The sequence below is a fragment of the Calothrix sp. NIES-2100 genome, from assembly GCF_963875285.1.
In the GTDB taxonomy this organism is placed as follows: domain Bacteria; phylum Cyanobacteriota; class Cyanobacteriia; order Cyanobacteriales; family Nostocaceae; genus Aulosira.
Window position 1 is genome coordinate 9,594,119 of sequence record NZ_CAWNLA010000001.1, and the last position, 25,334, is coordinate 9,619,452.

The 25,334-nt window shown below is 41.3% G+C and carries 15 protein-coding genes; 9 read left to right on the top strand and 6 right to left on the bottom strand.

Going from position 1 to position 25,334, the window contains the following annotated elements; all coding sequences use genetic code 11:
* The first annotated feature begins 187 nt into the window (after positions 1 to 187).
* From AACU32_RS39045 to AACU32_RS39055, 3 genes are all read left to right on the top strand, one after another.
* Complete coding sequence (locus AACU32_RS39045; RefSeq protein ID WP_096607566.1) at positions 188 to 5,629, top strand: trifunctional serine/threonine-protein kinase/ATP-binding protein/sensor histidine kinase; 5,442 nt, start codon at positions 188 to 190, stop codon at positions 5,627 to 5,629.
* A 100-nt stretch (positions 5,630 to 5,729) separates the two neighbouring features.
* Positions 5,730 to 6,680 (top strand): prolyl aminopeptidase, encoded by a 951-nt coding sequence (gene pip, locus AACU32_RS39050; RefSeq protein ID WP_096607567.1) that lies wholly within the window; start codon positions 5,730 to 5,732, stop codon positions 6,678 to 6,680.
* Between the two features lie 262 nt (positions 6,681 to 6,942).
* The gene (locus AACU32_RS39055) at positions 6,943 to 7,677 is read left to right on the top strand and encodes a DUF429 domain-containing protein (RefSeq protein WP_096608369.1); all 735 of its coding nucleotides are present in this window, start codon (positions 6,943 to 6,945) and stop codon (positions 7,675 to 7,677) included.
* A 43-nt stretch (positions 7,678 to 7,720) separates the two neighbouring features.
* Here the strand turns inward: AACU32_RS39055 and glgP are convergent, their stop codons facing one another.
* Both glgP and AACU32_RS39065 read right to left on the bottom strand, forming a co-directional pair.
* The gene (glgP, locus tag AACU32_RS39060) at positions 7,721 to 10,285 is read right to left on the bottom strand and encodes an alpha-glucan family phosphorylase (RefSeq protein WP_096607568.1); all 2,565 of its coding nucleotides are present in this window, start codon (positions 10,283 to 10,285) and stop codon (positions 7,721 to 7,723) included.
* A gap of 538 nt (positions 10,286 to 10,823) precedes the next feature.
* Positions 10,824 to 11,138 (bottom strand): hypothetical protein, encoded by a 315-nt coding sequence (locus AACU32_RS39065; RefSeq protein WP_096607569.1) that lies wholly within the window; start codon positions 11,136 to 11,138, stop codon positions 10,824 to 10,826.
* A 471-nt stretch (positions 11,139 to 11,609) separates the two neighbouring features.
* Here AACU32_RS39065 and AACU32_RS39070 point away from each other — a divergent pair, with 471 nt between their 5' ends.
* The 4 genes from AACU32_RS39070 (at position 11,610) to AACU32_RS39085 (ending at position 16,491) form a co-directional block, all read left to right on the top strand.
* Entirely contained in the window at positions 11,610 to 11,738 is a 129-nt protein-coding gene (locus AACU32_RS39070; protein ID WP_339378629.1) for a hypothetical protein, read from the top strand.
* A 678-nt stretch (positions 11,739 to 12,416) separates the two neighbouring features.
* On the top strand, positions 12,417 to 13,160 hold the full coding sequence (locus AACU32_RS39075) for an acyltransferase (RefSeq protein ID WP_096607570.1): 744 nt from the start codon (positions 12,417 to 12,419) through the stop codon (positions 13,158 to 13,160).
* 464 nt (positions 13,161 to 13,624) lie between these two features.
* The gene (locus tag AACU32_RS39080; RefSeq protein ID WP_096608370.1) at positions 13,625 to 13,741 is read left to right on the top strand and encodes a photosystem II reaction center protein I; all 117 of its coding nucleotides are present in this window, start codon (positions 13,625 to 13,627) and stop codon (positions 13,739 to 13,741) included.
* Positions 13,742 to 13,959: 218 nt separating this feature from the next.
* Entirely contained in the window at positions 13,960 to 16,491 is a 2,532-nt protein-coding gene (locus AACU32_RS39085) for a DUF3769 domain-containing protein (RefSeq protein ID WP_096607571.1), read from the top strand.
* 48 nt (positions 16,492 to 16,539) lie between these two features.
* Here AACU32_RS39085 and AACU32_RS39090 read toward each other — a convergent pair whose 3' ends face one another.
* The 4 genes from AACU32_RS39090 to AACU32_RS39105 form a co-directional block, all read right to left on the bottom strand.
* A complete protein-coding gene (locus AACU32_RS39090; RefSeq protein ID WP_096607572.1) occupies positions 16,540 to 18,051 on the bottom strand; it encodes a hybrid sensor histidine kinase/response regulator in 1,512 nt (503 codons plus the stop codon).
* Positions 18,052 to 18,058: 7 nt separating this feature from the next.
* A complete protein-coding gene (locus AACU32_RS39095) occupies positions 18,059 to 20,860 on the bottom strand; it encodes a PAS domain S-box protein (protein WP_096608371.1) in 2,802 nt (933 codons plus the stop codon).
* A 152-nt stretch (positions 20,861 to 21,012) separates the two neighbouring features.
* Complete coding sequence (locus AACU32_RS39100; protein WP_096608372.1) at positions 21,013 to 22,545, bottom strand: SagB family peptide dehydrogenase; 1,533 nt, start codon at positions 22,543 to 22,545, stop codon at positions 21,013 to 21,015.
* 153 nt (positions 22,546 to 22,698) lie between these two features.
* The gene (locus AACU32_RS39105) at positions 22,699 to 23,613 is read right to left on the bottom strand and encodes a DUF4349 domain-containing protein (protein WP_096607573.1); all 915 of its coding nucleotides are present in this window, start codon (positions 23,611 to 23,613) and stop codon (positions 22,699 to 22,701) included.
* A 198-nt stretch (positions 23,614 to 23,811) separates the two neighbouring features.
* On the opposite strand from AACU32_RS39105, the gene AACU32_RS39110 reads away from it, so the two are divergent.
* Positions 23,812 to 24,252 (top strand): thermonuclease family protein, encoded by a 441-nt coding sequence (locus tag AACU32_RS39110; protein WP_096607574.1) that lies wholly within the window; start codon positions 23,812 to 23,814, stop codon positions 24,250 to 24,252.
* A gap of 155 nt (positions 24,253 to 24,407) precedes the next feature.
* A complete protein-coding gene (locus AACU32_RS39115; protein WP_096607575.1) occupies positions 24,408 to 25,274 on the top strand; it encodes an aldo/keto reductase in 867 nt (288 codons plus the stop codon).
* Positions 25,275 to 25,334 lie beyond the last annotated feature (60 nt).

Consider the following 25,334-nt stretch of genomic DNA (forward strand, 5'->3'; position numbering starts at 1 on the left):
TGGTTGATGAGGGCATTAATGTGCAACCTCACATAGAATTGGTATTATACCTTTTAATCTAGAGCTATCGGTATATAAACACGCTAATCTTACATATCCTGAATGATTTTTCCCCTCTTTGCAAAAACTGAGATGTTTTAAGGGAATACTAGCCTCATGAAACAAAAACGCTGTGAGGTCAGTATAAATGAGTATTACGAGCCAAATCCCTAGTATTCCCGGATATCAAATTAGTTCTCAACTGTATGCAGGCTCCAGAACCAAAGTCTATCGAGCTATTCGAGAGCAAGAAACACTTGCAGTAGTCATTAAACTTCTGACATCTGAATATCCTAGTTTTAACGAATTATTACAATTTCGCAATCAATACACTATTAGTAAAAATCTCAATATTCCTGGTATTATTCATCCTTTATCATTAGAATCTTATGGTAATGGTTATATTTTGGTGATGGAAGATAGGGGGGAAGTTTCTTTACGAGAATACATTAAAAACACTACTCTCTCCTTAATTGAATTTTTGACAATTGCAATTCAATTAACCAATCTTCTCCACTGTTTACACCAAAGCCGTGTAATTCATAAAGATATCAAACCTGCAAACATCCTGATTCACCCACAAACCAAACAAGTTCAACTAATTGACTTTAGTATCGCTTCATTACTTCCTAAAGAAACCCAAGAAATTAAAAGTCCTAATGTTTTAGAAGGAACCCTCGCTTATATTGCCCCCGAACAAACTGGAAGGATGAATCGAGGCATAGATTACCGCAGTGATTTTTATTCTCTTGGGGTGACATTTTATGAATTGTTAACAGGAGAATTACCATTTATATCTGATGATCCGATAGAGTTGGTGCATTGTCATATTGCTAAACAAGCACCAAAGCCAGAAGGCAAGAGGGAAGAAATACCACAAGTATTAGGCGATATGATCAGCAAGTTGATGGCGAAAAATGCTGAAGATAGATATCAGAGTGCTTTGGGATTAAAGTACGATTTAGAAACTTGTTTATATCAATTAAAAGATACTGGCAAAATTATAAATTTTGAAATTTGTCAGCGGGATGTGTGCGATCGCTTTCTCATCGCTGAAAAACTTTATGGACGAGAAAAAGAAGTTACAACCTTACTCCAAGCTTTTGAGCGCGTCGCCAATGGTACATCGGAAATGATGCTAGTAGCAGGATTTTCTGGTATTGGGAAAACTGCGGTAGTCAATGAAGTTCACAAGCCAATTACCCGTCAGCAAGGGTATTTCATTAAAGGAAAATTTGACCAGTTTAATCGCAATATCCCCCTATCAGCCTTTGTGCAAGCTTTACGGGATTTAATGGAGCAATTGTTGACAGAATCTGACACGCACTTAGCACTATGGAAAACTAAAATTCTCGCAGCAGTGGGCGAAAATGGACAAGTTTTAATTGAGGTAATTCCGGAACTAGAATTAATTATTGATCGGCAACCCCCTGTGCCAGAACTATCAGGAACTGCGGCACAAAATCGTTTTAATTTATTGTTCCAAAAATTTATTGCCGTGTTTACAATTCCAAAACATCCGTTAGTGATGTTTCTGGATGATTTACAGTGGGCAGATTCCGCCTCGCTCGTGTTGATGAAACTCCTGATGCAGGATAACAGCTATCTGCTATTGTTAGGGGCTTATCGAGACAATGAAGTACAAGCGGCACATCCATTTATCTTGACGGTAGAGGAACTGAAGAAAGCTCAGAAGACTATTAATACAATTACGCTTTTACCCTTAACATTGAGTGATACGAATCAGTTAGTTGCTGATACATTACATTGTCCCACAGAGCGATCGCGTCCCCTCACAGAATTAATTGATCGCAAAACTCAAGGAAATCCGTTTTTTATCACCCAGTTTCTCAAAGCATTGCACGAAGATGGACAAATTAAGTTTACCCCCCCAACCCCCCCTTACAAAGGGGGGGCTACGGGGGGGTGGGAATGTGATATTACCCAAATCCATGCGCTTTCCCTCACCGATAATGTGGTGGAATTTATGGCGCAACAGTTACAGAAACTACCCAGCGAAACACAACAAGTACTCAAATTAGCTGCTTGTATCGGGAATCAGTTTGATTTAGCAACCTTAGCGATCGTTTGGGAACAATCACAAGCAGATGCTGCGGATGCTTTATGGAAAGCCTTACAGGAAGGTCTGATTCTGCCACAAAGTCAAGTATATAAATTTTATCTCAATTCTGATCGGGTAGATGGGAATACTAGCAACAGCGAAAATGTAGCCTATCGATTTTTGCACGATCGCGTCCAACAAGCTGCCTATTCTCTAATTCCCGAAGACCAAAAACAATCCACCCATTACCAAATTGGACAACTTTTGCTCCAAAAGATATCAAAAGAAGTAAGAGTTGACCGCATTTTTGAGGTAGTCAATCAATTAAACTATGGAACAGCTTTAATTACCGAACAAAAAGAACGAGATGAATTAGCTCAACTTAATCTGATTGCTTGTCGCAAAGCCAAAAGCGCTACTGCTTATCAAGCTGCTCGTGAATATGCCAATACTGGATTATCTATACTCGGAAAAAATGCTTGGCAACGTCAATATGAAATTAGTCTAGAGTTCCATGATTTAGCGGCTGAATTAGCTTGGCTAGGCGGTGATTTTGCGGCGATGGAGCAATTTATTGATACAGTCATCAAACAAACGCATTCGTTACTGGAACAGATCAATGTTTACCGAATTAAAATTCAGTCAAATGTCTCTCGGAATCAACTGCACACAGCCATTACCATTGGTCAACAAGTATTACAGCAGCTAGGTATCACCTTTCCGGAAACACCCACAAAGAATGATATTCAACAAGAAATTGCAGACATTGAACAACTGATTGGCGATCGCGAAATTGCAGATTGTGTTCACCTTCCAATGATGACGGATGGAGAAAAAATCGCCATTCTGCGGATCACCAGTAGCATTATGCCAGCTGCTTACCTTTCTGGTTCTCCCTTCCATCCATTACTGGTTTGTTTGTCAGTCAAGCTATCGATTCAATATGGAAATACATCGGCTTCAGCCCATAGTTACGCTTCCTATGGCAATATTGCTTGTAATATGCAGCACGATGTCGAGACAGGAGTCAAGTTTGGTCAGTTGGCACTGGCTGTCGTCTCCAAACTCGATGCCAAAGCTGTCAAACCAGGGGTATTACTGACAGCGGCAATCTTCATCGTACACCGTAAATCCCACCTCAAAGAAATACTGCCACTCCTGCAAGAAAACTATACAAGTGCCTTAGAAGTAGGAAATCAGGAGTATGCAGGATATAATGCCCAAGCTTTCTGTTTTCATTCTTTTTGGTGCAGTCAGCCCCTTGCAACCTTGGAACAGGAGACTCGTGCTTACTGCAATGGGTTGGTGCAAATGAATCAATTAACAACGGCTAATAACTGTCGAATCTATTGGCAGAGTATGTTAAATTTGCTCCAGGGTACAGAGCATCCGAGTACCTTATCTGGAGAAGTGCTTCAAGAAGCAGAATTTCTGCCTCTACTGATCTCTGCTCATAATTTTTCTGGGTTGTATAACTTCCATTTATATAAGCTGATGCTATGTTACCTGTTTGGGGAAATTGAATCAGCGAAAAGCCATGCAATTGAAGATAAGCGCTATTTAATGGCTGCGAGGGGAATGTTTAGTGAAGCAGTGTTTTATTTCTATGATTCTTTGATTGCGTTAGCACAATTGAGTCCGAAATCACCGGAAACATCAGCAGCATTAGCGCGAGTGGAACAAAACCAATCGCACCTGCAACAGCACTGGGCGCACTATGCTCGGATGAATCACCAACATAAGCTTGATTTAGTCGCCGCCGAAAAATGCCGGGTATTAGGACAGAATGCAGAAGCTATTAAGCTATACGACAAGGCGATCGCTGGAGCCAAAACTAACGAATATATCCAAGAAGAAGCTTTAGCTAACGAACTGGCTGCTAAATTTTACCTTGCTTGGGGTAAGGAAAAGGTGGCCTCCGGCTATATGCAACAAGCCTACTACTGCTACACCCGTTGGGGTGCAAAGGCAAAAGTCGCCCACTTAGAACAACAATATCCCCAACTACTGACACCTATTCTCCAACAGACTAACTTTGCGATCGCATCTGATGCAACAATCTCCTCAACTCTGATGAGACGTGTAACTAAAAGCTCTAGCAGCCAGGATTTATGGTTAGATTTTCCCGCCGTGATGAAAGCAGCACAAGCTATATCACAAGAAATTGAATTAGAGAAACTTTTAGCAACCTTGATGCAGATTGCGATCGCTAATGCTGGCGCACAAATCGGTCATTTGGTTCTTCGCCAAGACGAACAATGGTTAATTGTCGCTCAAGCCGATCAACAACGGGCGAAAACCTTAGAAATACCGCTGGATCAATCCCAGGAACTTCCCCAGAGTTTAATTTACACGGTGGCACGGACTCAAGAGACAGCTGTGTTTGAAAACTTGAGTAAAGCAGCACAATTTGCAGGCGATCGCTATATCATCATCCATCAGCCCAAATCAGCTTTGTGTACTCCCATCAGTCGCCAAGGAAAACTGGTGGGGATTTTGTACCTAGAAAACAACTTAACTGTCGGTGCTTTTAGTCGCGATCGCATCGAGATTCTCCAACTCCTCACTAGCCAAGCCGCCATTTCTCTGGAAAATGCTCGTCTGTATCAACAGACCGAAAACTATTCCCACACCCTAGAAGCAGAGGTTGAGCTAAAAACCCAGGCTCTCAACCTCAAAGCCCAAGATTTAGAGCAAACCTTGAAAAAATTGCAACAAACTCAAGCACAATTAATCCAGAGTGAGAAAATGTCATCACTCGGTCAACTGGTAGCAGGTATTGCTCACGAAATCAATAATCCAGTTAGTTTTATCAAGGGCAATCTCACCCACACAGAAAGTTATATTGAAGACATGATGAGGTTGCTGACACTTTATCAACAGGAATATCCTCAACCTAGTCCAGCTATTCAAGCCATGAGCGAGGAAATTGACCTCGATTTTCTATTTGAGGATGTCAATCAAATCTTAGAATCGATGAAAGTCGGGAGCGATCGCATCAGCCAGATTGTCTTGAGTTTACGGAACTTTTCTCGCTTAGATGAAGCCGAAATTAAAGCCGTAGATTTACATAGTGGCATGGAAAGCACGTTATTAATTTTACAGAATCGCTTGCAAGCCTCTGAAAATAAACCCGAAATCCGAGTAGTCAAGGAGTATGGTAACCTACCTCTGGTGACTTGCTCTCCTAGCCAGTTGAATCAAGTCTTCCTGAATATTATCAACAATGCGATTGATGCAATTCGAGATCATCCCCAAAGCAGCGAAAACTCAGAAATTCGGATTCGGACGGAAATGATCGACTCTGAACGGTTACGAATTGCGATCGCTAATACAGATAGTACAATTCCTGAAAGTATTCAAGACCGGATTTTTGACCCGTTCTTTACGACAAAACCCATAGGTAGGGGTACAGGTTTGGGATTATTTGTCAGCTATTCGATTATCCAACAACATGACGGGACTTTGACTGTGCGATCGCACCCAGCAGAGGGAACCGAATTTGAAATTATGCTTCCTATCCGCTAAAGTAATATTTTTTGGCGAACGCAGAACTTTTCGTTCTCCTAAAAATCCAAGCTTAAATAACTAATAACCCTTGACCATTGACCTTCCCTAAATCCTAGCAATGTACGAACTTTACCCAGCAATCGAACCTTATAACGAAGATTATTTACAGGTATCTGAATTACACAAAATTCATTTTGAAGAGTCAGGTAATCCCCAAGGAAAGCCAATAGTTTTACTACATGGTGGCCCCGGTGGTGGTTGTCCACCTTTTTATCGCCAATATTTTAATCCCGAAAAATGGCGATTGGTGATGTTTGATCAACGTGGTTGTGGTCAAAGTACACCTCACGCCGAATTGCGGGAAAATACTACTTGGGATTTAGTCAGTGATATTGAAAAACTCCGCGAACATTTAGGAATAGAAAAGTGGGCTGTATTCGGTGGTAGTTGGGGTAGCACCTTATTATTAGCATATAGTCAAACCCATCCCGAACGTTGTACAGAATTAATTTTACGCGGCATATTTATGCTACGTAAAAAAGAATTGCATTGGTTTTATCAAGAAGGTACTAGCTATATTTTTCCTGATGCTTGGGAAGCATATCTTAAACCAATTCCCCCCCAAGAACGAGATGATTTACTCACAGCTTATTATCACCGCCTAACCAGCCCCGATTTGCAAGTCAGATTAGAAGCAGCCCGTGCTTGGTCAATTTGGGAAGCTAGCACTAGTAGATTATTTCCCGATACTAACTTGATGCAAACATTTGGTGAGACTGAATTTGCTGAAGCGTTTGCACGTATTGAATGTCATTATTTCATAAATAAGGGATTTTTTCAGGATGAAAATCAACTGCTTTTAAATGTTGATAAAATTCGGCATATTCCTTCTGTAATTGTTCAGGGTCGTTATGATGTAGTCTGTCCGATGATATCAGCGTGGGAATTGCATCGTGCTTGGCCGGAAGCAGAATTTATTGTGGTTCCAGATGCGGGACATTCGATGAGCGAACCGGGAATTCGGAGTGCATTAATTGCAGCTACGAATAAGTTTGGCATTAATTCGTAATTTGTCAGTTGTCAGTTGTCATTTGTCAGTTGTCAGTTGTGATGAAAAATATCATTTCTGGCTAAATTAGTGTCACGGATTATCTTCAAGGCTGGGGAAAACCCGCCCCTAGAAATCAATGGGGACATCCCAATGTTGCCAAAAAAAATTTGTAGTGGGAGCATCTTGCTCCCTAATGTCCCTCACTACAAAAAAATCAATTTACACATTTGGGATGCTGCCAATCAATGTGTCCCATTCTTTGTTATTATTGATAATGAAAATGAAATTTCTGGGTATTGATTTAGGCTGGAAATCGCAACCAAGTGGACTATGCTATTTAGAATTAATCGATGATCAATTAGAGATTTTGGATTTAGATCGCAAAGAAGCGATCGCAGATATTTTCACCTGGATCGATACTTGCGTACAACCAGAGGAACCAGCACTGATTGCTGTAGACGCACCCACCTTAATCCCTAACGCTACAGGGAGTCGCTTACCAGACAAACTCAGTCACAAATACTTTGGTAAATATCATGCTGGATGCTACCCAGCCAATTTGGGTTTAGCTTTTGCCGAGCGCACTGTCAACTTTGGTTTAGAATTAGAATCCCGTGGTTTTGTCCACGCACCTACCATTGAAGCGCAAAAACCTGGTAGATATCAAATCGAAGTCTTTCCCCATCCCGCAATCGTTCATTTCTTCAACTTAGAACGCATTCTTAAATATAAAAAAGGACGCTTAGGCGATCGCCGCCTCGAACTGATCAAACTCTACAATTATATTCTCGATATCCTACCCAATCTCCACCCACCTCTGCGTTCTCTGCGCCTCTGCGGTTCATTTCTCCCGGAAATCCCCACCACAGGTGCAGCACTTAAAGCCGTTGAAGACAAATTAGATAGTCTAATCTGCGCTTATATTGCTGCACACTGGTGGTATTGGGGTGAACAACGTAACTTAGTATTAGGCGATCGCACTACTGGTTACATTGTCATCCCCCAAACAAAGTAAAAAGTAAAAGGTTTGACTTTTTACTTTTGACTTTTGACTTTATTTACTCAGCCCAAGCAATTAACCTCGGTTCATAAGCATTCGAGAGGTATGGGTGTTTCGGTAATACACGCAAAGACAAGCCTTGCAAACCAGAGGTTGTGTAAATAATATTAGCCGTGTAAACACTTAAACCGTCTTTATCCTCGCCTTGGTAATCCATGACTACAGGAATCGCGTTGACTATATCACCATTGGCATCAATTGTGCCTTGGTATAATTCCACTTGCACATCGTTGTTTGTCAAAGTTGCCAAATCTACCTTAGCTTTCACCGCCACGGTTTGGTTAACTTCAATATCTGCGGCTGCGGAAACGTCAACATCTTTGATTTTGATATTAAACCAATGGTCGCTGAGTTTGGCTTTCCATTCGGCTAATTCTTTGGCTGGGGCGTAGTTATTCGCAGTCAGGGTATGATAGCGATCGCTTGCGGGGAAATACGCGCGTTGGGCATATTCTCGCACCATCCGGGCTGTGTTAAAGAAAGGACAGTTCAAGCGAATTGCATCCTTCATTTTCGCTACCCAAGGACGGGGTAAGCCATCAGCATCACGATGATCGTAAAATAGCGGCACAACTTCCTTCTCTAATAAATCATAGAGGGCGTTGGCTTCTACTTCATCTTGATAATTGGGATCTTCGTAATTTTCTCCATGTCCAATCGCCCAACCAGTGCGGACATAATCAGCTTCATCCCACCAGCCATCAAGGACACTTAAATTCGGTAGTCCGTTCATGGCGGCTTTCATCCCACTAGTACCAGAAGCTTCTCTAGGACGACGGGGTGTATTTAACCAGATATCGCAACCAGCCACCATCAACCGCGATATATGAATATCGTAATTGGGGACAAACACCACTTGTTTTTCTAAATGTTGTTCGCGGATGAAATGATTGATATCACGAATCAGTTCTTTACCGGGAATATCTTTCGGGTGTGCTTTACCAGCGATGACAAATTGCACTTTCCGGTTTTTATTACCAAGTAAAATCTGCCGGATGCGTTCTAAATCGCGCATCCACAAGGTAGCACGCTTATAGGTAGCAAAGCGCCGTGCAAAACCTATGGTTAAAACGTTAGGATCTAAAACTTCCTGTGCTTGAGCAATTTCCGAAGCCGAAGCACCGCGATCGCGTAAATGCTTGACCAAATGCTCGCGCACATACAAAATCATATCCAAACGGCAGCGTTCGTGATTGCGCCACAACTCCTCATCAGGAATCGCGTCCATCCTCTCCCATAGCTGACTATCTGGTGGTGCTGATGACCAATTTGGCCCTAAATAGCGATCGTACAACTCTTGAGTTGATTTCGCCACACAACTGCGAGCATGAACACCATTTGTAATTGCGGCGATGGGTACTTCCTCTACTGGTACTTTCTGCCACAATCCCTGAAACATCTGCCGGGATACCACACCATGCAGTTGCGCCACGCCATTAGAAAATGTTGCCATCTTCAGCGCCAACACCGCCATACTAAAAGGCCCAGATAAATCACCTGTATTTTCCCGTCCTAGCCCTAAAAATTGTTCTTCAGGCAAGCCAAAGATCCCTGCATAATATTTCAGGTAATCTAAAATTTTCTGGGGCGGGAACAAGTCAATCCCGGCAGGAACTGGGGTGTGGGTAGTGAAAATATTACTGGAAGCTACCACCTGTCTAGCATCAGCGTAACTCAAACCCTCTTCTTGAATCAACAGGCGGATGCGCTCTAGGGCAGAGAAGGCAGCATGGCCTTCATTCATGTGGTAAGCAGTAACTTTATAGCCCAAAGCTTTTAACATTTGCACACCACCAATCCCCAGCATGATTTCCTGGTGGATACGCATGTCGATGTCGCCACCATACAGCTGATCGGTGATGTCGTGGTCGTAGGGGTTGTTGGGTTCTATATTGGTATCCAATAAATACAGTGGTACTGTTCCCACTTGTACCCGCCAAACCCTAGCGTAGACCTTGCGTCCTGGATATTCTACCGCAATCCGCAATTCTGAACCATCAGAATTACGCTCCAGGTGTAAAGGCATATTGTAGAAATCATTGATCGGATAGCGTTCCTGCTGCCACCCATCGGCATTGAGATACTGAGCAAAGTATCCTTGTTGGTAGAGTAAGCCGACACCAACTAACGGTAATCCCAAGTCACTGGCTGATTTCAGGTGATCACCTGCGAGAACACCCAAACCTCCAGAATAGACTGGTAGACAATCTACCAAGCCAAATTCAGCGGAAAAATAAGCGTAGCATTCTTTTGGTGACTGGCTGCGCTGTTTTTGATACCAAGAACGCTCTTGCAAATAATCTTCGAGCTGACGCGCAGCTCTGTCCATTTGCGCCAAGAAGCCTTCATCTTCCACAACTTCCAACAGTCGCCCTTGGCTAATTGTACCCAGCATTAACACTGGGTTATGGTGGCTAGACTCCCACAAGTCGGGATCTAGACGGCGAAATAAATCTTTGCTCTCAACGTTCCAATCCCAGTGCAAGTTGTATGCCAGCCGCCGCAGCTGTTCGAGTCGCGGCGGAAGAGAAGGAGAGACATTGAATGTACGAATTGGCTGCATAGGTTGGCAAAACTCCAAGTGTAGCTAAGGTTATTTTTTACTGTCTTTACCCAATGTTGCCAATTCTTTATACTATGTTTGTAAGAATCCTGTGACTTTGTTAAGCATTGAGAATCATTATTGTCAGGATTACTAGAGTTTACACCAAGACTGTTTCGTGTCTTCAGCTGTCTCCTAGCAGCTTTGCTTGCTCTTGGAAAACTTAACTATTGACTGTGATTTAATAACCAATTATTAATATATCCCTATGTATTAAATTTTGCCAGTATTTATATTTGTTTTAGATTTGCTTGCTCGCTGGATAATAACTGACAAGAACCTTTCCAGCAGCCAGATTCACGAGTTTTAAATTTTCCGGAAACAATCTGCTATCAGTTCAAACTAGATGCAAATTTTTAATTATTTTTTAATAATCTTACTTGAGGATTTCTAGTAATTTGAGAAAAAAGTCTTGTGCTGTAGCTGAGCGATCGCCAGCCATCTAAGTGGGTAGAAGATGTTTCACCCAACAGTCAAGGAAAATTACTCAATTTATCTATTATGCACCCAAATAAGAAGAATCCTGGGGGTTTTTTGGCATACTCAGAGCCATAGCCGCAACACAAGCAATTTCAGCTGCAACTTGATAAGCAAGTTTGATATTCGATGCAGCATCTTTAGCTGTAGTAGAGCTAGAGGCTTTTGAAATGCGTTGTTCTGGCTTGACATCACCTGCGACAACAGCTCGCTGCAAAATGATGTAAGCATCTAAGTCTTCGGAGTCATACTCACTTTGCAGCAGCAATCGGATCTGATTTTGGGCTGCAATACTCAAATAGCCAGTGTTTAAAGCTTGTTGAACAATTTCTTTCATCAAACGCCTACTTCTTAAACTAAGTGTAAAAGTTGAAAGTGATACCTAATTTTGGGCGATTGCTCTGGTCGAGTCGCCTAAATTAGCCTGCAATGTCTAAGTTTTCTTCAAAATTTATAATGGAAACAACTCAGCACACATCACCCGATTGGGTTATCTCAGCAAATGATTTACAAATTGTTAGATATTCACATGGGCAAATGAGAAAATATGAGTAAATAGTTTAAGAATTATTTAAGGTAAAACTCTACACTCAGTTATTTTTAATCAGGTATAAAATATTCATTTATTAATTAAATTAAATCCCAATTTTCGGTTAGTAATTGTATTTTCTTATGCCAGTAAAAAATATTTTTGTGAAAGCCAGCCACTAAAAATAAAATATGTTATATTTAGAAGCACCTTTAGTTAAAATGCACTCATGTAATTAGCAGAGTGTTGTGTTTAATTTGTAAATCATCTGTGTGCAACATGATTAGAGAAGCATACTCTAGAAATTCGTTGCAAGAAAGCCGTCATAGCAGTCGAGGAAGTGCTTACTTGTTTGCACCGATGGTGAACTTCAATGTGATGGCGGAAGTTGGCGACAATCCACCCTAAGATAATTTTATATAGTCATAAATAACCAAAATAATTGAACAATTTTATTTCTCAAAGTTCAGAAAAATCATCAGGTAAATTTTCTGACACTGGGACTGGAGAAATAACAATGCACTATTGTTCACAAAAAGCTTGTTCACTAGAGTAGTTGATAGATATTTCAACTACTTGAAATTGCAATTGAATGATTTCACTCTAGTAAAAAGTTATACTGCTAAGTAGGGCGGTGCAATTAAACATAACTGGCGAGGACTGTCATTTGTCATTTGTCATTTGTCATTGGTAAGGGTTTCAAGCCAATTTACGTTTCTTAACATAGTTTGGTTTTTTTCCACCGACTTACTTATAGAGATAATTTTGGTAATAAACCAGGAAATCAGACACCAATTAAATGCAATAATTGCCGATTTAATTCAATTGCAAATCTATTACCAAAAGGCAGTTTGACAAAGCAAATCCTGTAGATTTCTATCTAGAGGATGGAGTGATCATCAGGTAAAAGACCGAACAATTGCTGTTTTGTCCAGCTTTTTCAATCTCAAAACTAAATAATGACTTTCGCCAAGCTGTACTAGCACCTTAGGTAGCAGGGATCTAGCAGCCCAGCAAAATTAATGTGGTGGAATATCGCGAAGTCTCCTCAGTCACAACTACAATTTATTTGCGGCATAAGTAACCATGAAAAATCAGAATTCAGTGGCTAAAATTCAACGTCTCCAAGAAGTTGTATGGACTACATTGTTAGGTGATATTCCAGCGATCACTTTTGGTCCCCAGTTAAGAAATCTGGTATATCGGATGATGTTTGCCCAGCTAGATAGTCAAGTTTATATTCAAAATGGTGTAGAATTTCTTGGCAGTAAATGTTTAGAAATCCGCAAAAATGTATATATCTTTAAAGGTGTGCGGATAGATGGGAGAGGAGAGAACAATAGAATTTACCTAGGTAATAAAGTAGCGATAGAGCGTAACGTTGATATCGGTTGTTTAGATCATACTTCCATATATATAGATGATGAAACATTCATTGGCCCTAACGTGTGTATTGCTGGGCCAGGAGACATCAAAATTGGTAAGTACTGTATGATTGCATCTCACACAGGAATATATGCTAATAATCATAATTTCGCAGAGCCAATAGAGCCAATCCGCTATCAAGGGATTACGCGCAAAGGAATTGTGATTGAGGATGATTGTTGGCTAGGACATGGGGTAACTGTATTAGATGGTGTCACTATTGGTAAAGGTAGTGTCATTGGTGCAGGTGCAGTTGTCACAAAAGATATTCCTCCCTTCTCTGTTGCTGTGGGTATACCAGCAACAGTCGTCAAAAGCCGTATTCCCAAGAATTTAGCGCCCGAAGACAGCCCCACTGAACTGCGTACAGTTAGGGACTTACAAGTAAAAAATATTTTATTGTGACTGTTGACTGTTGTTTATTTTTTGGAGATCTCTTAACTGAGACACTTTGTACACTGAAAATGCAAGCGATCGCACTGCAGTACAAAATACTGAGGCGGAGCTAATTTTTTGGGATTATGATCGACCGACGGCAGTTTATCAAAAAACAGCGATTTTTGCGTGTAAGCTACTCTGCATCTCCAGTGGGAAACCTATGGCGCTAGTATCCGTCACAAGATTGAGGTGAGATCAGGGAGATGAGGGAGATGGGGTAGATGAGGGAGATCAGAAAATAATTTCTCCCTTGTCCCCCTCATCCCCCTTGTCCCCTCATCCCCCTACTCTTGGGGAATTACTTCTCCATCCGCACCAGAGTCTGCCAAAAAAGGGGACGAGATTTGGGTAATATAAAGGAGCTATCATTTCTGCCGGGGCAGATACCGAAAGAGAAATTTGCTTTCTCATACCTTTTGGAGATATCTCTGATGCTTACTTTAAAAATCGTTGTTTATGTTGTTGTTGCCTTCTTTGTGACTATCTTCGTGTTTGGATTTTTGTCAAATGATCCAGCTCGTAACCCCGGACGTCGGGATTTAGAGTAAAAGCGCGATTGATCATCCGCGATCATCATGCCGGAAGGCGAAAAACACCAGAAGTTATGGACACTGAGTTGCTTTAATTAGGGTGAGAAACTGTAACTAAATTTGGCAATTTATTGTCCTGATTCAACCCACTTGCTGCTGGCGGTAAAGTGGGAAGGCTAAAGGTGTAATCCTTCCGGCTACTTATTGGCTATTTGTTAGCTTGATTGTGCTGAAATATGCTTCATCCAGTTCTGCCACCTGCAACGCCGCCCGTTACGGAAGCGATCCAACCTGCAAATTCTACTTCATCTGCTAGTGAAACTAAGTTTAATTCATTAATTGCAACAGATACTGGGACGCAGGAAAATCAAGAAACATCCCAGCAGCAACAAGCAACGCCGCAGCCGGCGACTGTAGAGAAAAAGCCAAAGTCTCTATCACTGAGCGATCGCATCAAGCTGAGTCGCAATCAATTAGTTTCTCCTCCTAGTCCCCCAACCACTTTCCCACCAGAATTTTCTCCCTTAATTGCTCCTAAAAGTGCCGCCTTGTTAGGGCAGCCACTAGCTATTGCTTATCCTCAACAGAATGATAGTCTTAGCATCAATGCACCTGTCATAGTCGCAGACGCTACAAACAATCAGAACTTATTCCCAGTTGCACAAGTTACCCAACCAACACAGCCAAGTAATACCCAAACCCAGCAACCAGCCACACCTAGCAATCAACAGCCATCTCAAGGCATTCAAAATATTATCGAATTTAAGTCTCGCAGTCCCACAACTGACTCGTCTACCCCATCATCGATCGAATTTCAGACCCCACAGCCACAAACTGCACCTCCAGGCAACAGCACAAATCAACCGCAAAGTCAACCTTCTACAACTCCTCCTGGCAACACAGCGCCGGCTACACCAAGAACAGTAGAAGTAATTTCCGATCGCCAGGTGTATGACGACCAACGCCGGATTGTCACCGCCGAAGGAAATGTAGTAGTGCGATTTGATGGGGCGGTAGTGGATGCCGATCGCCTGCAAATCAGTTTAGATAACTTGATCGCTGTCGGCGACGGCAACGTAGCATTAACACGGGGCGATCAGGTGTTGCGAGGACAACGTTTTACTTATAACTTTATTCAAGATAGTGGGCAACTAGAAAAAGGTAGGGGGGAAATTTACTTACCCACAGCAGAAAAAGATGTAGCTTTTTTACCCACAGATGTGACAGCAGGGGGAGTACCACAGCGTCCGGTAAGCGATCGCATTCGCTCCAATCAGCCCCTTTCTGGTGTCAACAGTCCCGGCGGAATTGATGTGACAGTGGGAGGTAGAGCCGATGCAAGAAACATTGCCCAACCGAAATCTGGGGGGGTAGTCAACCGCCTACGCTTTGAAGCTGAACAGATTCAATTTTATCCCCGTGGTTGGCAAGCAAAAGATGTGAGTATCACTAACGACCCTTTTTCACCCCCAGAATTGGTGTTAAGGGCTGGTACCGTCACCCTTACACGAGAATCACCTTTAGTAGACCGAGTCAGGAGTCAGGGATCGCGGTTAGTGTTTGACCAAAAATTGGCTATAGGTATTCCCCGAGAACAGCAGCAAATTGACCGTCGGGAGCGGGAAGTGACTCCGGCGATCGTTTCTCCGGGCTTTGATGGCGATCTGCGGGGCGGCTTATATTTGGAACGTAGCTTTCAACCTGTGACTACAGACAAGACAACCTGGTCGATCACACCCCAGTTTTTCATCCAAAAAGCCGTGGAACAAGGTACTAGTGATGTTCCTGGGCTGTTTGGCATTAGAAGCAGGCTGAATGTGAATTTGAATCCCAAGTCTGTGATTGAAGGTAACGGCGAGTTAACCAGCTTGGATTTAAGTGAAGTTGAAAACAACCTGCGGGCTAGCTTGCGCCTGCGGCAGACATTAGGCGACCAAAATCCCCATTTATTGAATCTAGAATACAGCTATCGCGATCGCCTCTACAACGGTACACTTGGCTATCAAACCGTGCAAAGTAGTCTGGGTGGTGTAGTCATCTCGCCAATAATTCCCCTAGGTAACAGCGGTGTGAACCTCAGCTATCAAGCAGGTGCGCAGTATATTAATGCCAATACCGATCGCCTTGACCTTCTAGAACCAAATAGAGACAATGATCGCATTTCCTTGGGTCGCCTCCAAGGTAGTGCGGCTCTCAGCGGTGGTTTATTGTTATGGCAGGGACAACCCTTAGCACCTACGGCTACTGAGGGATTACGATACACACCAAACCCAGTAGTACCCTACTTGCAAGCGATCGCTGGTCTTACAGGTACTACTAGTTATTACACCAATGGTGATAACCAAAGTACCCTCATAGGGACGATTGGCTTACAAGGGCAAATTGGTCATTTTTCTCGACCTTATTTAGACTATACCGCCTTTAATCTCAGTTATTCCCAAGGTCTCAACAGCGGACTATCACCCTTCTTATTCGATCGCGCGGTTGACACCAAAGTACTGAGTGCTGGAATTACACAGCAAATCTATGGCCCATTTCGCCTAGGCTTTCAAACATCTGTCAACTTAGATACAGGTAGAGAAAGTAGCACCGACTATATTTTGGAATATAGCCGCCGCACCTATGGACTGACCTTACGTTACAATCCAGTACTACAATTAGGCGGCATTAGCTTCCGAATCAGTGACTTTAACTGGGGTGGCGGTACCGATCCCTTTTCCGGCGAACAAGTTAAGCCAGTTGTCGGCGGTGTGAGACAGGAGCCTTGATCGGAAATCGGGGAGCAAAGGAGCAGGGGGGACAAGGAGGACTGTTGACTATTGACTACTAGAAATTCCTGTGGTTAAAGGCAAAATTATTGTAAATCTCGTACCTACTCCTACTTGACTGGTAAAGGTAATTTGACCATTGTGAGCTTCGACACACCTTTTAACAATAACTAAACCCAGTCCGTTACCCTGAATTAAGTGTGCATTTGCGGCTCGATAGAATGATTCAAATAGACGACTTTGGTCTACTTCTGGAATACCAATTCCTTGATCCTGAATTATAAAAGTTATTACTCTCTCAACCAAATTGCATCTTAGATCAAATTGAATTGTTCCGCCTGCGGGAGAATATTTAACTGCATTTGAAAGGAGATTTCCTAACATGTAATGTAAGAGGTGTTCATCCATCCAAGCTTCTGTTATCTCACAGTTAGAGGTAAATATAAATTCATGCAAGTTACTGCCAATTAAAGAAAATTCTGCAATGAGTTCTCGACAGAATTCATCCAGGTTGATGGGAGTAGGGTTAAACCTAAGTTTTCCCGCTTCAGAGCGACCCATAAATAGTACATCGTCCATCAAGTGCTTCATGTTTTGCACAGCACTTTTAATTCGCCTGATGTATGTTGTTTTTTTTGCTTCTGATAAGTTATCTCCCTGAATTTCAATTAATTCAATTGCAGTTTGAATCACAGTTAGGGGATTACGAAATTCATGAGAAACTGTAGAGATAAATAGAGATTTGAGACTGTTAAGTTCTTGCTCTTTTTCCAAAGCTTGCTTGAGCAACTCTGTTTGACGCTTTTCGCTCATATCCCAGAAAACAACTACCACGCCATTGACTTGATTTGGTCGTCGCATTAGTGGTGAAGCACTATCGCCAATTGGTATTCTTCTACCATTTTTGTCAATTAGAGAGATGTAATCGCCTAAATAAACCACATTATGCTCTTGCAGCACTTTTGTGACAGGATTTTCTATCGGAGTATCTGTAACTTCATCAACAAGATTAAAAATCCTGGATACTTCAGTTCCTAATGCTTCTTCTCTTTGCCAACCAGTTAAAGCTTCAGATGCCGGGTTCATAAATGTCACCATTCCCTGTTCGTCTGTGGCAATCACAGCATCGCTCATCGAGTTTAATATGGTTGCTAACTGATCTCGATTTTCCCGTAGCTCGCATTCTAAGCGATATTTTAACAGCGCTATTTCTATGGCTATTTGTAAATCTTTAATCGTAAAAGGTTTAACAATATATCCAAAAGGTTGAGTAATTTTTGCCCTTTCTAAAGTTTGATTATCGCTGTATGCAGTGAGAAAAATTACTGGAATATCTAGTTGCTCATGAATATAACTAGCAGCAGTAATGCCATCTATCTCTCCTTTGAGGATAATATCCATCAAAACTATTTCAGGTTTAGTTTCCAATGCTTTAGCAATGGCAACTTTTCCGGAAGAAGCTATACCCGTCACAACATAACCTAGTTGATTGAGTTGGCTAGCAATAGTTCTGGCCACAATCACTTCATCTTCTACAACTAAAATCCTCGCTTGAACCATTTGGCGCTTACTGCTGTAAAGTTAACTGGGGAAATCTGATTCTAAATAGTGTTTCGGGAGCCTTTTCTAAAGTAATAGTTCCTTCTAATTGTTCAGTAACTAAATCATAAACTAATGAAAGACCTAATGAATTAGTATTTCTCCAATTAAAATCATTTGCAAATCCAATACCATTATCTTGGATAGTAATTTCAATACTATCACCAAGATTGCATAATCTAATAACTATCTTGCCTAAGGTTGAGTTAGGAAAAGCATGTTTCAGGGCATTTGTTATTAATTCGTTGATAATTAATCCACAGGCAATCGCTGCGTCAACATTCAAATAGACAGAATCTATATAAGTTTCTAGAGCAATCTCAGCAGGTGATACTTGATAAGAAATTAATAAACTGGTTGCTAAGTTCTGGATATAGTCAGCAACATCCAATTGTCCAATATTAGGGGCAGTATATAAGTTTTTGTGAATTAATGAGATGGAATCGATGCGATTTTGACTATCTCTCAAAACTTTGATGACTTCAGGATCGCTGATGGTTTGAGACTGGAGTTGTAGTAGGCTGGAGACAATTTGCAAGTTATTTTTAACTCGATGATGAATCTCTTTTAACAAAACTTCTTTTTCTGCTAATGCACTTCTTAACTCAACCTCTGCTTTTTGTCGTTGGGCAATTTCCGTTTGGGCTTGCTGAAGGATGGTAGATTGTTGAATAGCGATCGCTATAGGTACTGATAGTTGATCTAGTAAATCTAACTGATGCTCTTCCCACTCGCGAATATGAGAACATTGGTGTGCAATTAATAAACCCCACAGATAAGGTTGAGAATTTTCTCCATTTACTTCTAGAAGAATGGGTACTACTAAATTAGCTTTGACTTCAAACTGTTCTAACAGCTGAATATGGCATTGGGATAATCCAGCTGCGTAAATGTTAGCGATCGCTCTTTTACTTCCTTGATAATACTCCTTACCTGCACCTGTTTGAAAACAAGTATCTTCTACTTTTGCGCCTATAGAAGCAGTCCAGCCATTAGCCACTGATTCAGCCACCACTGTCCCACTCATATCACCAGCAAAGCGAAAAACTACCACTCGATCAACCTGAAGTAAATCTCGTACTTCTCTCACCGTAGCATCAAGAATATCTTGGAGATTTAAAGATTGACGAATTCGCCCAGCAACGGTTCGCATCAATTGCTCCCGTTCAACTTGAGTTTTTAAAGCTCGTTCAATTTGTTTACGTTCTGTAATATTTTGACCAATACCGATAATTTGTCCATTTGCTAGGTTAATATTAGTCCAAGAAGTATCAATAACAAGACCTGATTTAGTTTGCGTTCTAAAGTCACCCCAAATTCGTTGTGCAGACTGAATAAAATTAATTACATGCTGACGATCTTCAGCTTGAGGATATAAAACATCTAGAATATCTTGATTTTGGAAATCTTGTAAATTCCAACCTAAAATACTTTCCCACTCTTGGTTTACCCATTGGAGTTGACCTTTGACATTTATCAGGGCAATCATCAACGGAATATTCGCAAAAATATTGCGGAGAAAGTCATTTTGTGCTTTGAGACTTGCTTCTACATTTTTGCGATCGGTGATGTCATACAAAACTTTTAAAATAGCAGCTTCTCCGTTAAATGTTAAAAACTGAAATGAAGCAATTGCCCAAAAAGAAGTGCCATTTGTTCTTTTTAATTGGATTTCATAGTTATTAACATAGCCTTGTTGAGTAAGCTTTTCTAAAATTATGTGTCGCTCATGGGGGTTTTGGTAAAACTCTGAACTTATTTGCCAGTTAACTAAATCATCTGGAAATAACAGAACGGTTTGGAGAAACTCTTGGTTAGCATATAAAATCAGCCCATCAGACAGACGAGAAATTACTATAGGAATCGGAATTGCTTGAAAAATTGTGCGTAATTTGGCTTCGTTTTCTTGCAGCGCTTGTTCTATACGTTTGCGATGTGTAATATCTCTGACATCCGCTAAACAAGCTTTGTAGCCTGCATATTCTATTGTGTTGGCTATAATTTCTACATCAATAATGTGTCCATCTTTGCGGCGGTGTCGCCATTGGTTAGAGCGGTTTATCTCACTCTCTTCCTGGCATAAATTTGCTAGTAAAATAGGTGGATTTTCGGGAATAATAATATCAGTCAAGCTCATTTGCAAAAATTCTTCCCGAGAGTAGCCATAGTGAATAACAGCAGCGTTATTTACATTTAAAAATTGTAGATTTTGGCAATCAAACACCCACATGGGATTGGGATGATTCAGAAATAGGAGATTAAAACTGCTTTGGCTATCATTAATAATTTTTTCTTGATGTAAATCTAAACATCTAATTACTTGCTGTGCTAATCTTTGTAAGATTCTTTGCTTTTTAACACAGAAATCGCGAGGAGTAGAATCAACTACACAAAGACTACCGATAGCGCAGCCCTTACCAGCAATTAGCGGAACTCCTGCATAGCTGCGACAATAAGGTTGGGAAATCACCAGAGGATTTGTAGCAAATCGCTCATCTTCTAAGGTATCTGGGATGATTAATATTTCACTTTCCAGAATTGTGTAAGCACCAAAAGAAACGCTGCGAGGAATTTCTGATTGATTGATTCCCACCTTAGACTTGAACCATTCTCGCTCAGCATCGACTAGACTAATCAGTGCAATTGGTGCATCACAAACATCAGCAGCTAACTGAGCAAGCTCATCAAAAATCTCTGTTGGTGGTGTATCTAAAATTTGATATTGATGTAGTAATTCCAGTCGTTGGCTTTCATTTTTAGGTAATCGTATCACTGCTTGGATGACAAAATTTAATTATTAAGTAAGTAGTTAAATTGAGATATGTTACAAAATGTAAATATAATTAAAGCCCTGATTTTTGAATTAACGCTGCTTTCAGATCCCCGACTTCTCAAAGAAGTCGGGGATCTGAAACTTTAATTCTATCTTGGTCGTCCCAAAGTCGTAATGTAGAGAACTGCTTCATCTGTAGGAATACCGAGAACCTCATTTACCTGATCGTCAAAAAAGCCACCAATCCCACTAACGCCTAAATTAAGTTGAATTGCTGCTAAATTAAGCTTTTGTCCTAGATGTCCGGCATCCATGTGTAAATACCGATAAACGCGATCGCCATACTGTGCGATCGCCGATTTTAAATCAGATGTATGAAATATTACAGCTGATGCATCTCGCCCTAAATCTTGCCCCAAGCAGAGAAAATGTAATTCTCGCCGGAAATTTTTAAAGCGAATTTGTCGCAATTCTTGGGCTTTAGGTGCGTAATAGTAACAACCAGCTTCTAATCCTTTGACACCGCAAACAGCAATAAATGTTTCGATCAAATTTAGATCAAAGTAGTCTGGAGAACGATCTAAATTTTGGTAAATGTAATTTTCGGGTTGGTATGTGAAATCAAGTAAAGCTTTGAGTTCATCTAAGGTCAAATCGTCACCACTATAAGCGCGGGTAGAACGGCGCTTGTGCATGGTATTTTCCAAATCTGTGAGATTTTCTCCCCAATTGATGGGTGTTGTCGCTGTGGGAATTTTCAGACAGAAAGGGAAGTTATATTTATCCTCTAAGGATTTTTCTTGTTTGACTTCTGGTAAATTGAGTTTGCCAGTTGTACCAGATTGGATTTGCGTGTGACGATGAAAATAATTTAGCAGTTCGCCATCGGGGATAATTGGGTAATCAGTTTCGGTAGCAGAAGGCAAAGCAGTTCGTCCTACTGGTAAATTTTGTTTGATATCTAACAAGTCTGCCAGAGGTAAAACTGCGATCGCACCTTCTTGTTGCGGTTCGATATAAAGTAGATCGTTAACAGCCTCATCAACAAAACCACCGATTAAGTGGGGACGATAATCATTCATCGCCGCCGCTAACTCGATATTACCCAACAGGTGTCCTGTATCCAAAAAAATCCGCCGATAAGCCCGGTCTTCATATCGCCAAGCCGAACGATAGAATACCGCAGTAATCACAATCGCCAGTTGAGTACTCTCAAGGGATGGATGCCAAAAACAAGCAGCTTGTAATCTTTGCCACACATCATTTTCCCAATACTGCATCAGGGAATGAGTCCGACCTTGGTAATTATATAGCCCAGCTGGTAGCAACTCGGTTCCTCGAGAAACCACATAAACCTCAGCCGGGTACAACCCCCCAGCACTAGGGGCAGATCGTAAATATACCCCACTGCCCATAGAAGGCATTCTCGCCGTTAGCCCATAACTACAAAACAATAGTCGTGAAAGTCTTTGCCACCATTTAGCATCTGCACTGTCAGTAGCAGTCTGGGAATTTGCTTGTAGGTAGGGTCTAAGATCGAAAGCAGAGCCAATTCTGTACTCTTTGAAAGGTACGGGTTGCTTAGCCCAATCTAACCTCTGAGTTTTCGAGGCCAGCGTCTGGGGATCATATTTAGTGCGTTCGTGGTAGTGCTGAGCAATAGATTGGTGTAGTTCGGGCATAGTACTTTCAATAGCATTGGGCATCCTTATTTTGATCTTGACATTCCTGTGGCTGATTATTTCGTGTTAATTGGTACAATCTTGGCGATCGCAATAAGAGACTGAGTCACGATAAAGATTTGCATCCCAAACTGATACCAGTTCAGTTATATCTCAACTAACTTCGGACTCTGTTGGTGGTTTTACTCTCACAGCCTGGGAATTGCGTCGCCAACGGTTCACGCCATAGATAGCAGCAGCTAAAATCACAAAATAAGGACTGTAAACTATTAACCAAATAGCCAATTTTAATAACCCAACGGTGAACTCGCCAACCGAGTGGCTAGAGTTGTTCCAAGTTTCTTGAATTTGTGAACCTAAACCCCGTTGTGGACTACTGCTAGAAACTGCTGCTTCTAAGTTCAATGTAATAGTAGAGTATGCAACTTGATTTTGTAAATTTTTCAGTTGCGCGTCTATTTGCTCAATTGATTGACGGACATTACTCAGTTCTTGAGCAACACTTAATACATCTCTCACAGAACCTGAACGATCCATGATTTTTTGCAAATTGGCTTCTGTTTTCCGCAGATTGCTTAATCTCGCTTGCACATCTACCAGTTGATTGCTGACATCTTCGGCTGTGATATTGCGATTTTCTACTGTACCCAATTTAGCTATTTCATTGAGAGTCGAGTCTAGCTGGTTTTGCGGTACACGCAGCGTTATCGATGCAGTATGACGTGCATTTTCTTTCGTTGGTTGACGTTCATTTAACCCAATTAAGTCTCCTTGTTTGTTATTGATAATTTTAGCGACTGCATCAATACTCTGATCTACAGAGTTAACAATGACAGTCATAGCTGCTTTTTTAATTAATTGGGGACGAGATTGAGGTACTGGCGCTGCTTGTGATTTTTGCGCCACACTCCCAGCACTCTCATTTGTTGCTGCTTGATCCGCTGCAATTTTCGGTATTGCTTGATTAGATGTTTGCGGTACAGAAGCACAACTAGTAAAAATCATCCCTAAGAACAGCGCACTCACCACTAAACCAGATTTGTCCGGTAATTTAATTGAGGCTGACATAATTTAAACCCCAGGATAGATGAAGTTAATCTCAGTATCGCTGAGAGCCAAACTGAAAGTTGGTATTGTTGCAATTTATGTAACAGAGATTATCGCCCTTATGAGTTTTCAGCGACAGCTTGTGATTTAACTCACAATTACTGGCTAATTACTGAGATAAATTCGATAAATAAGCATAAAATAACACATCACCAACAAATGAGTTTAATACAGTTAATGTTAGTGCTAGCTACAGTAATCGGTGTAGCAGATAGCAATACAATTCGTGTAAAAGATGATGCTGGACAAACAGCTACAGTGAAATTAGTGTGTATTAATACACCAAAAGAGACTAAGCAGCAGTATGTTGCCGCAGCCACCAAGCAACTCCAACAACTGCTACCATCAGGTAGCCCGGTGGTGATCAAAAGTGTAGATCAAGCACAAAGTAGGCACATACTGGGTGAAGTATTTGTTGATAATCGCTCAGTCAATCTCCGTTTGGTTGAAGAGGGTAATGCTGTTGTAGATGAAGAAACTTTATTTTACTGTGAAGAAAGCAAAACTCAATTTTTAATTGCCCAAGCCAATGCGAAAAATAAGCGCTTGGGATTATGGCAACAGTTTAATCCTGTAAAGATTAGGAATACACCAAGGTGATGTCAGAAGTTTGGTGCAGCAAAATTCAAGACTTTTAATCTTAAAGCCAAATCGCTATCACAGGAATGTTTGTTGTAACCCTGTCTAAAGATTAATTGTCAAAATAGTTCTAAACAGCTAATACATTAGTGGCACTGCAAATAAGAACTAGAAGCATGGAAACCAAACAGCTAGGAAAAACGGGTGTCTCTGTGAGTGCGATCGGTTTGGGTGGAATGCCGATGTCGATATCGAATCGTCCTTCCGAATCAGAATCCATCCAAGTTATTCATCGTGCTTTGGATTTGGGTATCACATTCATTGACACAGCTGACTCTTACTGCCTAGATGAATCAGATAAGCACCATAACGAACGACTCATTTCCCAAGCACTTAGCAGTTACAAAGGCGATGTTAGCCATGTAGTTGTGGCAACCAAAGGCGGTTTGATGCGTCCTCATGGGAATTGGGTACGCAACGGAAACCCCAAACATTTACGTCAAACAATTCGTGAAAGTTTCCAGGCTTTAGGCGGTAGTAAACCTATAGATATTTGGCAATATCACGCCCCCGATTCTAAATATACCATTGCAGAATCCCTAGCGCCAGTTAAAGAAGCGGTAGAAACTGGTTTAATTCGATTTGTAGGAGTTTCTAACTTTTCCTTAGAACAAATTAAACAGGCGCGGGATGTAGTGGATATTGTTTCAGTGCAAAATCAATATAGTCCTTGGGAACGACAGCCAGAAAATGACGGTGTGTTGAAGTATTGTGAACAGGAAGGATTAACCTTTTTGCCTTGGAGTCCCTTTGGTGGAAGTCGTCGCCATCAAAACTTGCAAGATATTTCTGCGATCGCCCAATTAGCTCAAGAAAAAAGCGTATCAGTTTATTGTATCGTCCTAGCATGGTTGCGTTCCAAATCACCCGCTATTTTACCCATACCCGGCGCTAGCAAAATTTCTAGTATTGAAGACTCTGTAGCTGCTATTCATGTGCAACTATCACCAGCAGAAGTCCAAAAAATTGATCAAGCAACTTAGTCAATAGTCAATGGTCAGTGGTCAATAGTCAATGGTCAGTGGTCATTTGTCCCCCTTGTC

Bases quoted from the DNA above. Each gene is read 5' to 3' on its own strand.
- AACU32_RS39090 (WP_096607572.1), bottom strand. From the start codon at position 18,051: ATGGTTCAAGCGAGGATTTTAGTTGTAGAAGATGAAGTGATTGTGGCC.
- glgP (WP_096607568.1), bottom strand. From the start codon at position 10,285: ATGCAGCCAATTCGTACATTCAATGTCTCTCCTTCTCTTCCGCCGCGA.
- AACU32_RS39085 (WP_096607571.1), top strand. From the start codon at position 13,960: ATGCTTCATCCAGTTCTGCCACCTGCAACGCCGCCCGTTACGGAAGCG.
- AACU32_RS39105 (WP_096607573.1), bottom strand. From the start codon at position 23,613: ATGTCAGCCTCAATTAAATTACCGGACAAATCTGGTTTAGTGGTGAGT.
- AACU32_RS39070 (WP_339378629.1), top strand. From the start codon at position 11,610: ATGATTAGAGAAGCATACTCTAGAAATTCGTTGCAAGAAAGCCGTCAT.
- AACU32_RS39065 (WP_096607569.1), bottom strand. From the start codon at position 11,138: ATGAAAGAAATTGTTCAACAAGCTTTAAACACTGGCTATTTGAGTATT.
- pip (WP_096607567.1), top strand. From the start codon at position 5,730: ATGTACGAACTTTACCCAGCAATCGAACCTTATAACGAAGATTATTTA.
- AACU32_RS39110 (WP_096607574.1), top strand. From the start codon at position 23,812: ATGAGTTTAATACAGTTAATGTTAGTGCTAGCTACAGTAATCGGTGTA.
- AACU32_RS39075 (WP_096607570.1), top strand. From the start codon at position 12,417: ATGAAAAATCAGAATTCAGTGGCTAAAATTCAACGTCTCCAAGAAGTT.
- AACU32_RS39055 (WP_096608369.1), top strand. From the start codon at position 6,943: ATGAAATTTCTGGGTATTGATTTAGGCTGGAAATCGCAACCAAGTGGA.
- AACU32_RS39115 (WP_096607575.1), top strand. From the start codon at position 24,408: ATGGAAACCAAACAGCTAGGAAAAACGGGTGTCTCTGTGAGTGCGATC.
- AACU32_RS39045 (WP_096607566.1), top strand. From the start codon at position 188: ATGAGTATTACGAGCCAAATCCCTAGTATTCCCGGATATCAAATTAGT.
- AACU32_RS39080 (WP_096608370.1), top strand. From the start codon at position 13,625: ATGCTTACTTTAAAAATCGTTGTTTATGTTGTTGTTGCCTTCTTTGTG.
- AACU32_RS39100 (WP_096608372.1), bottom strand. From the start codon at position 22,545: ATGCCCGAACTACACCAATCTATTGCTCAGCACTACCACGAACGCACT.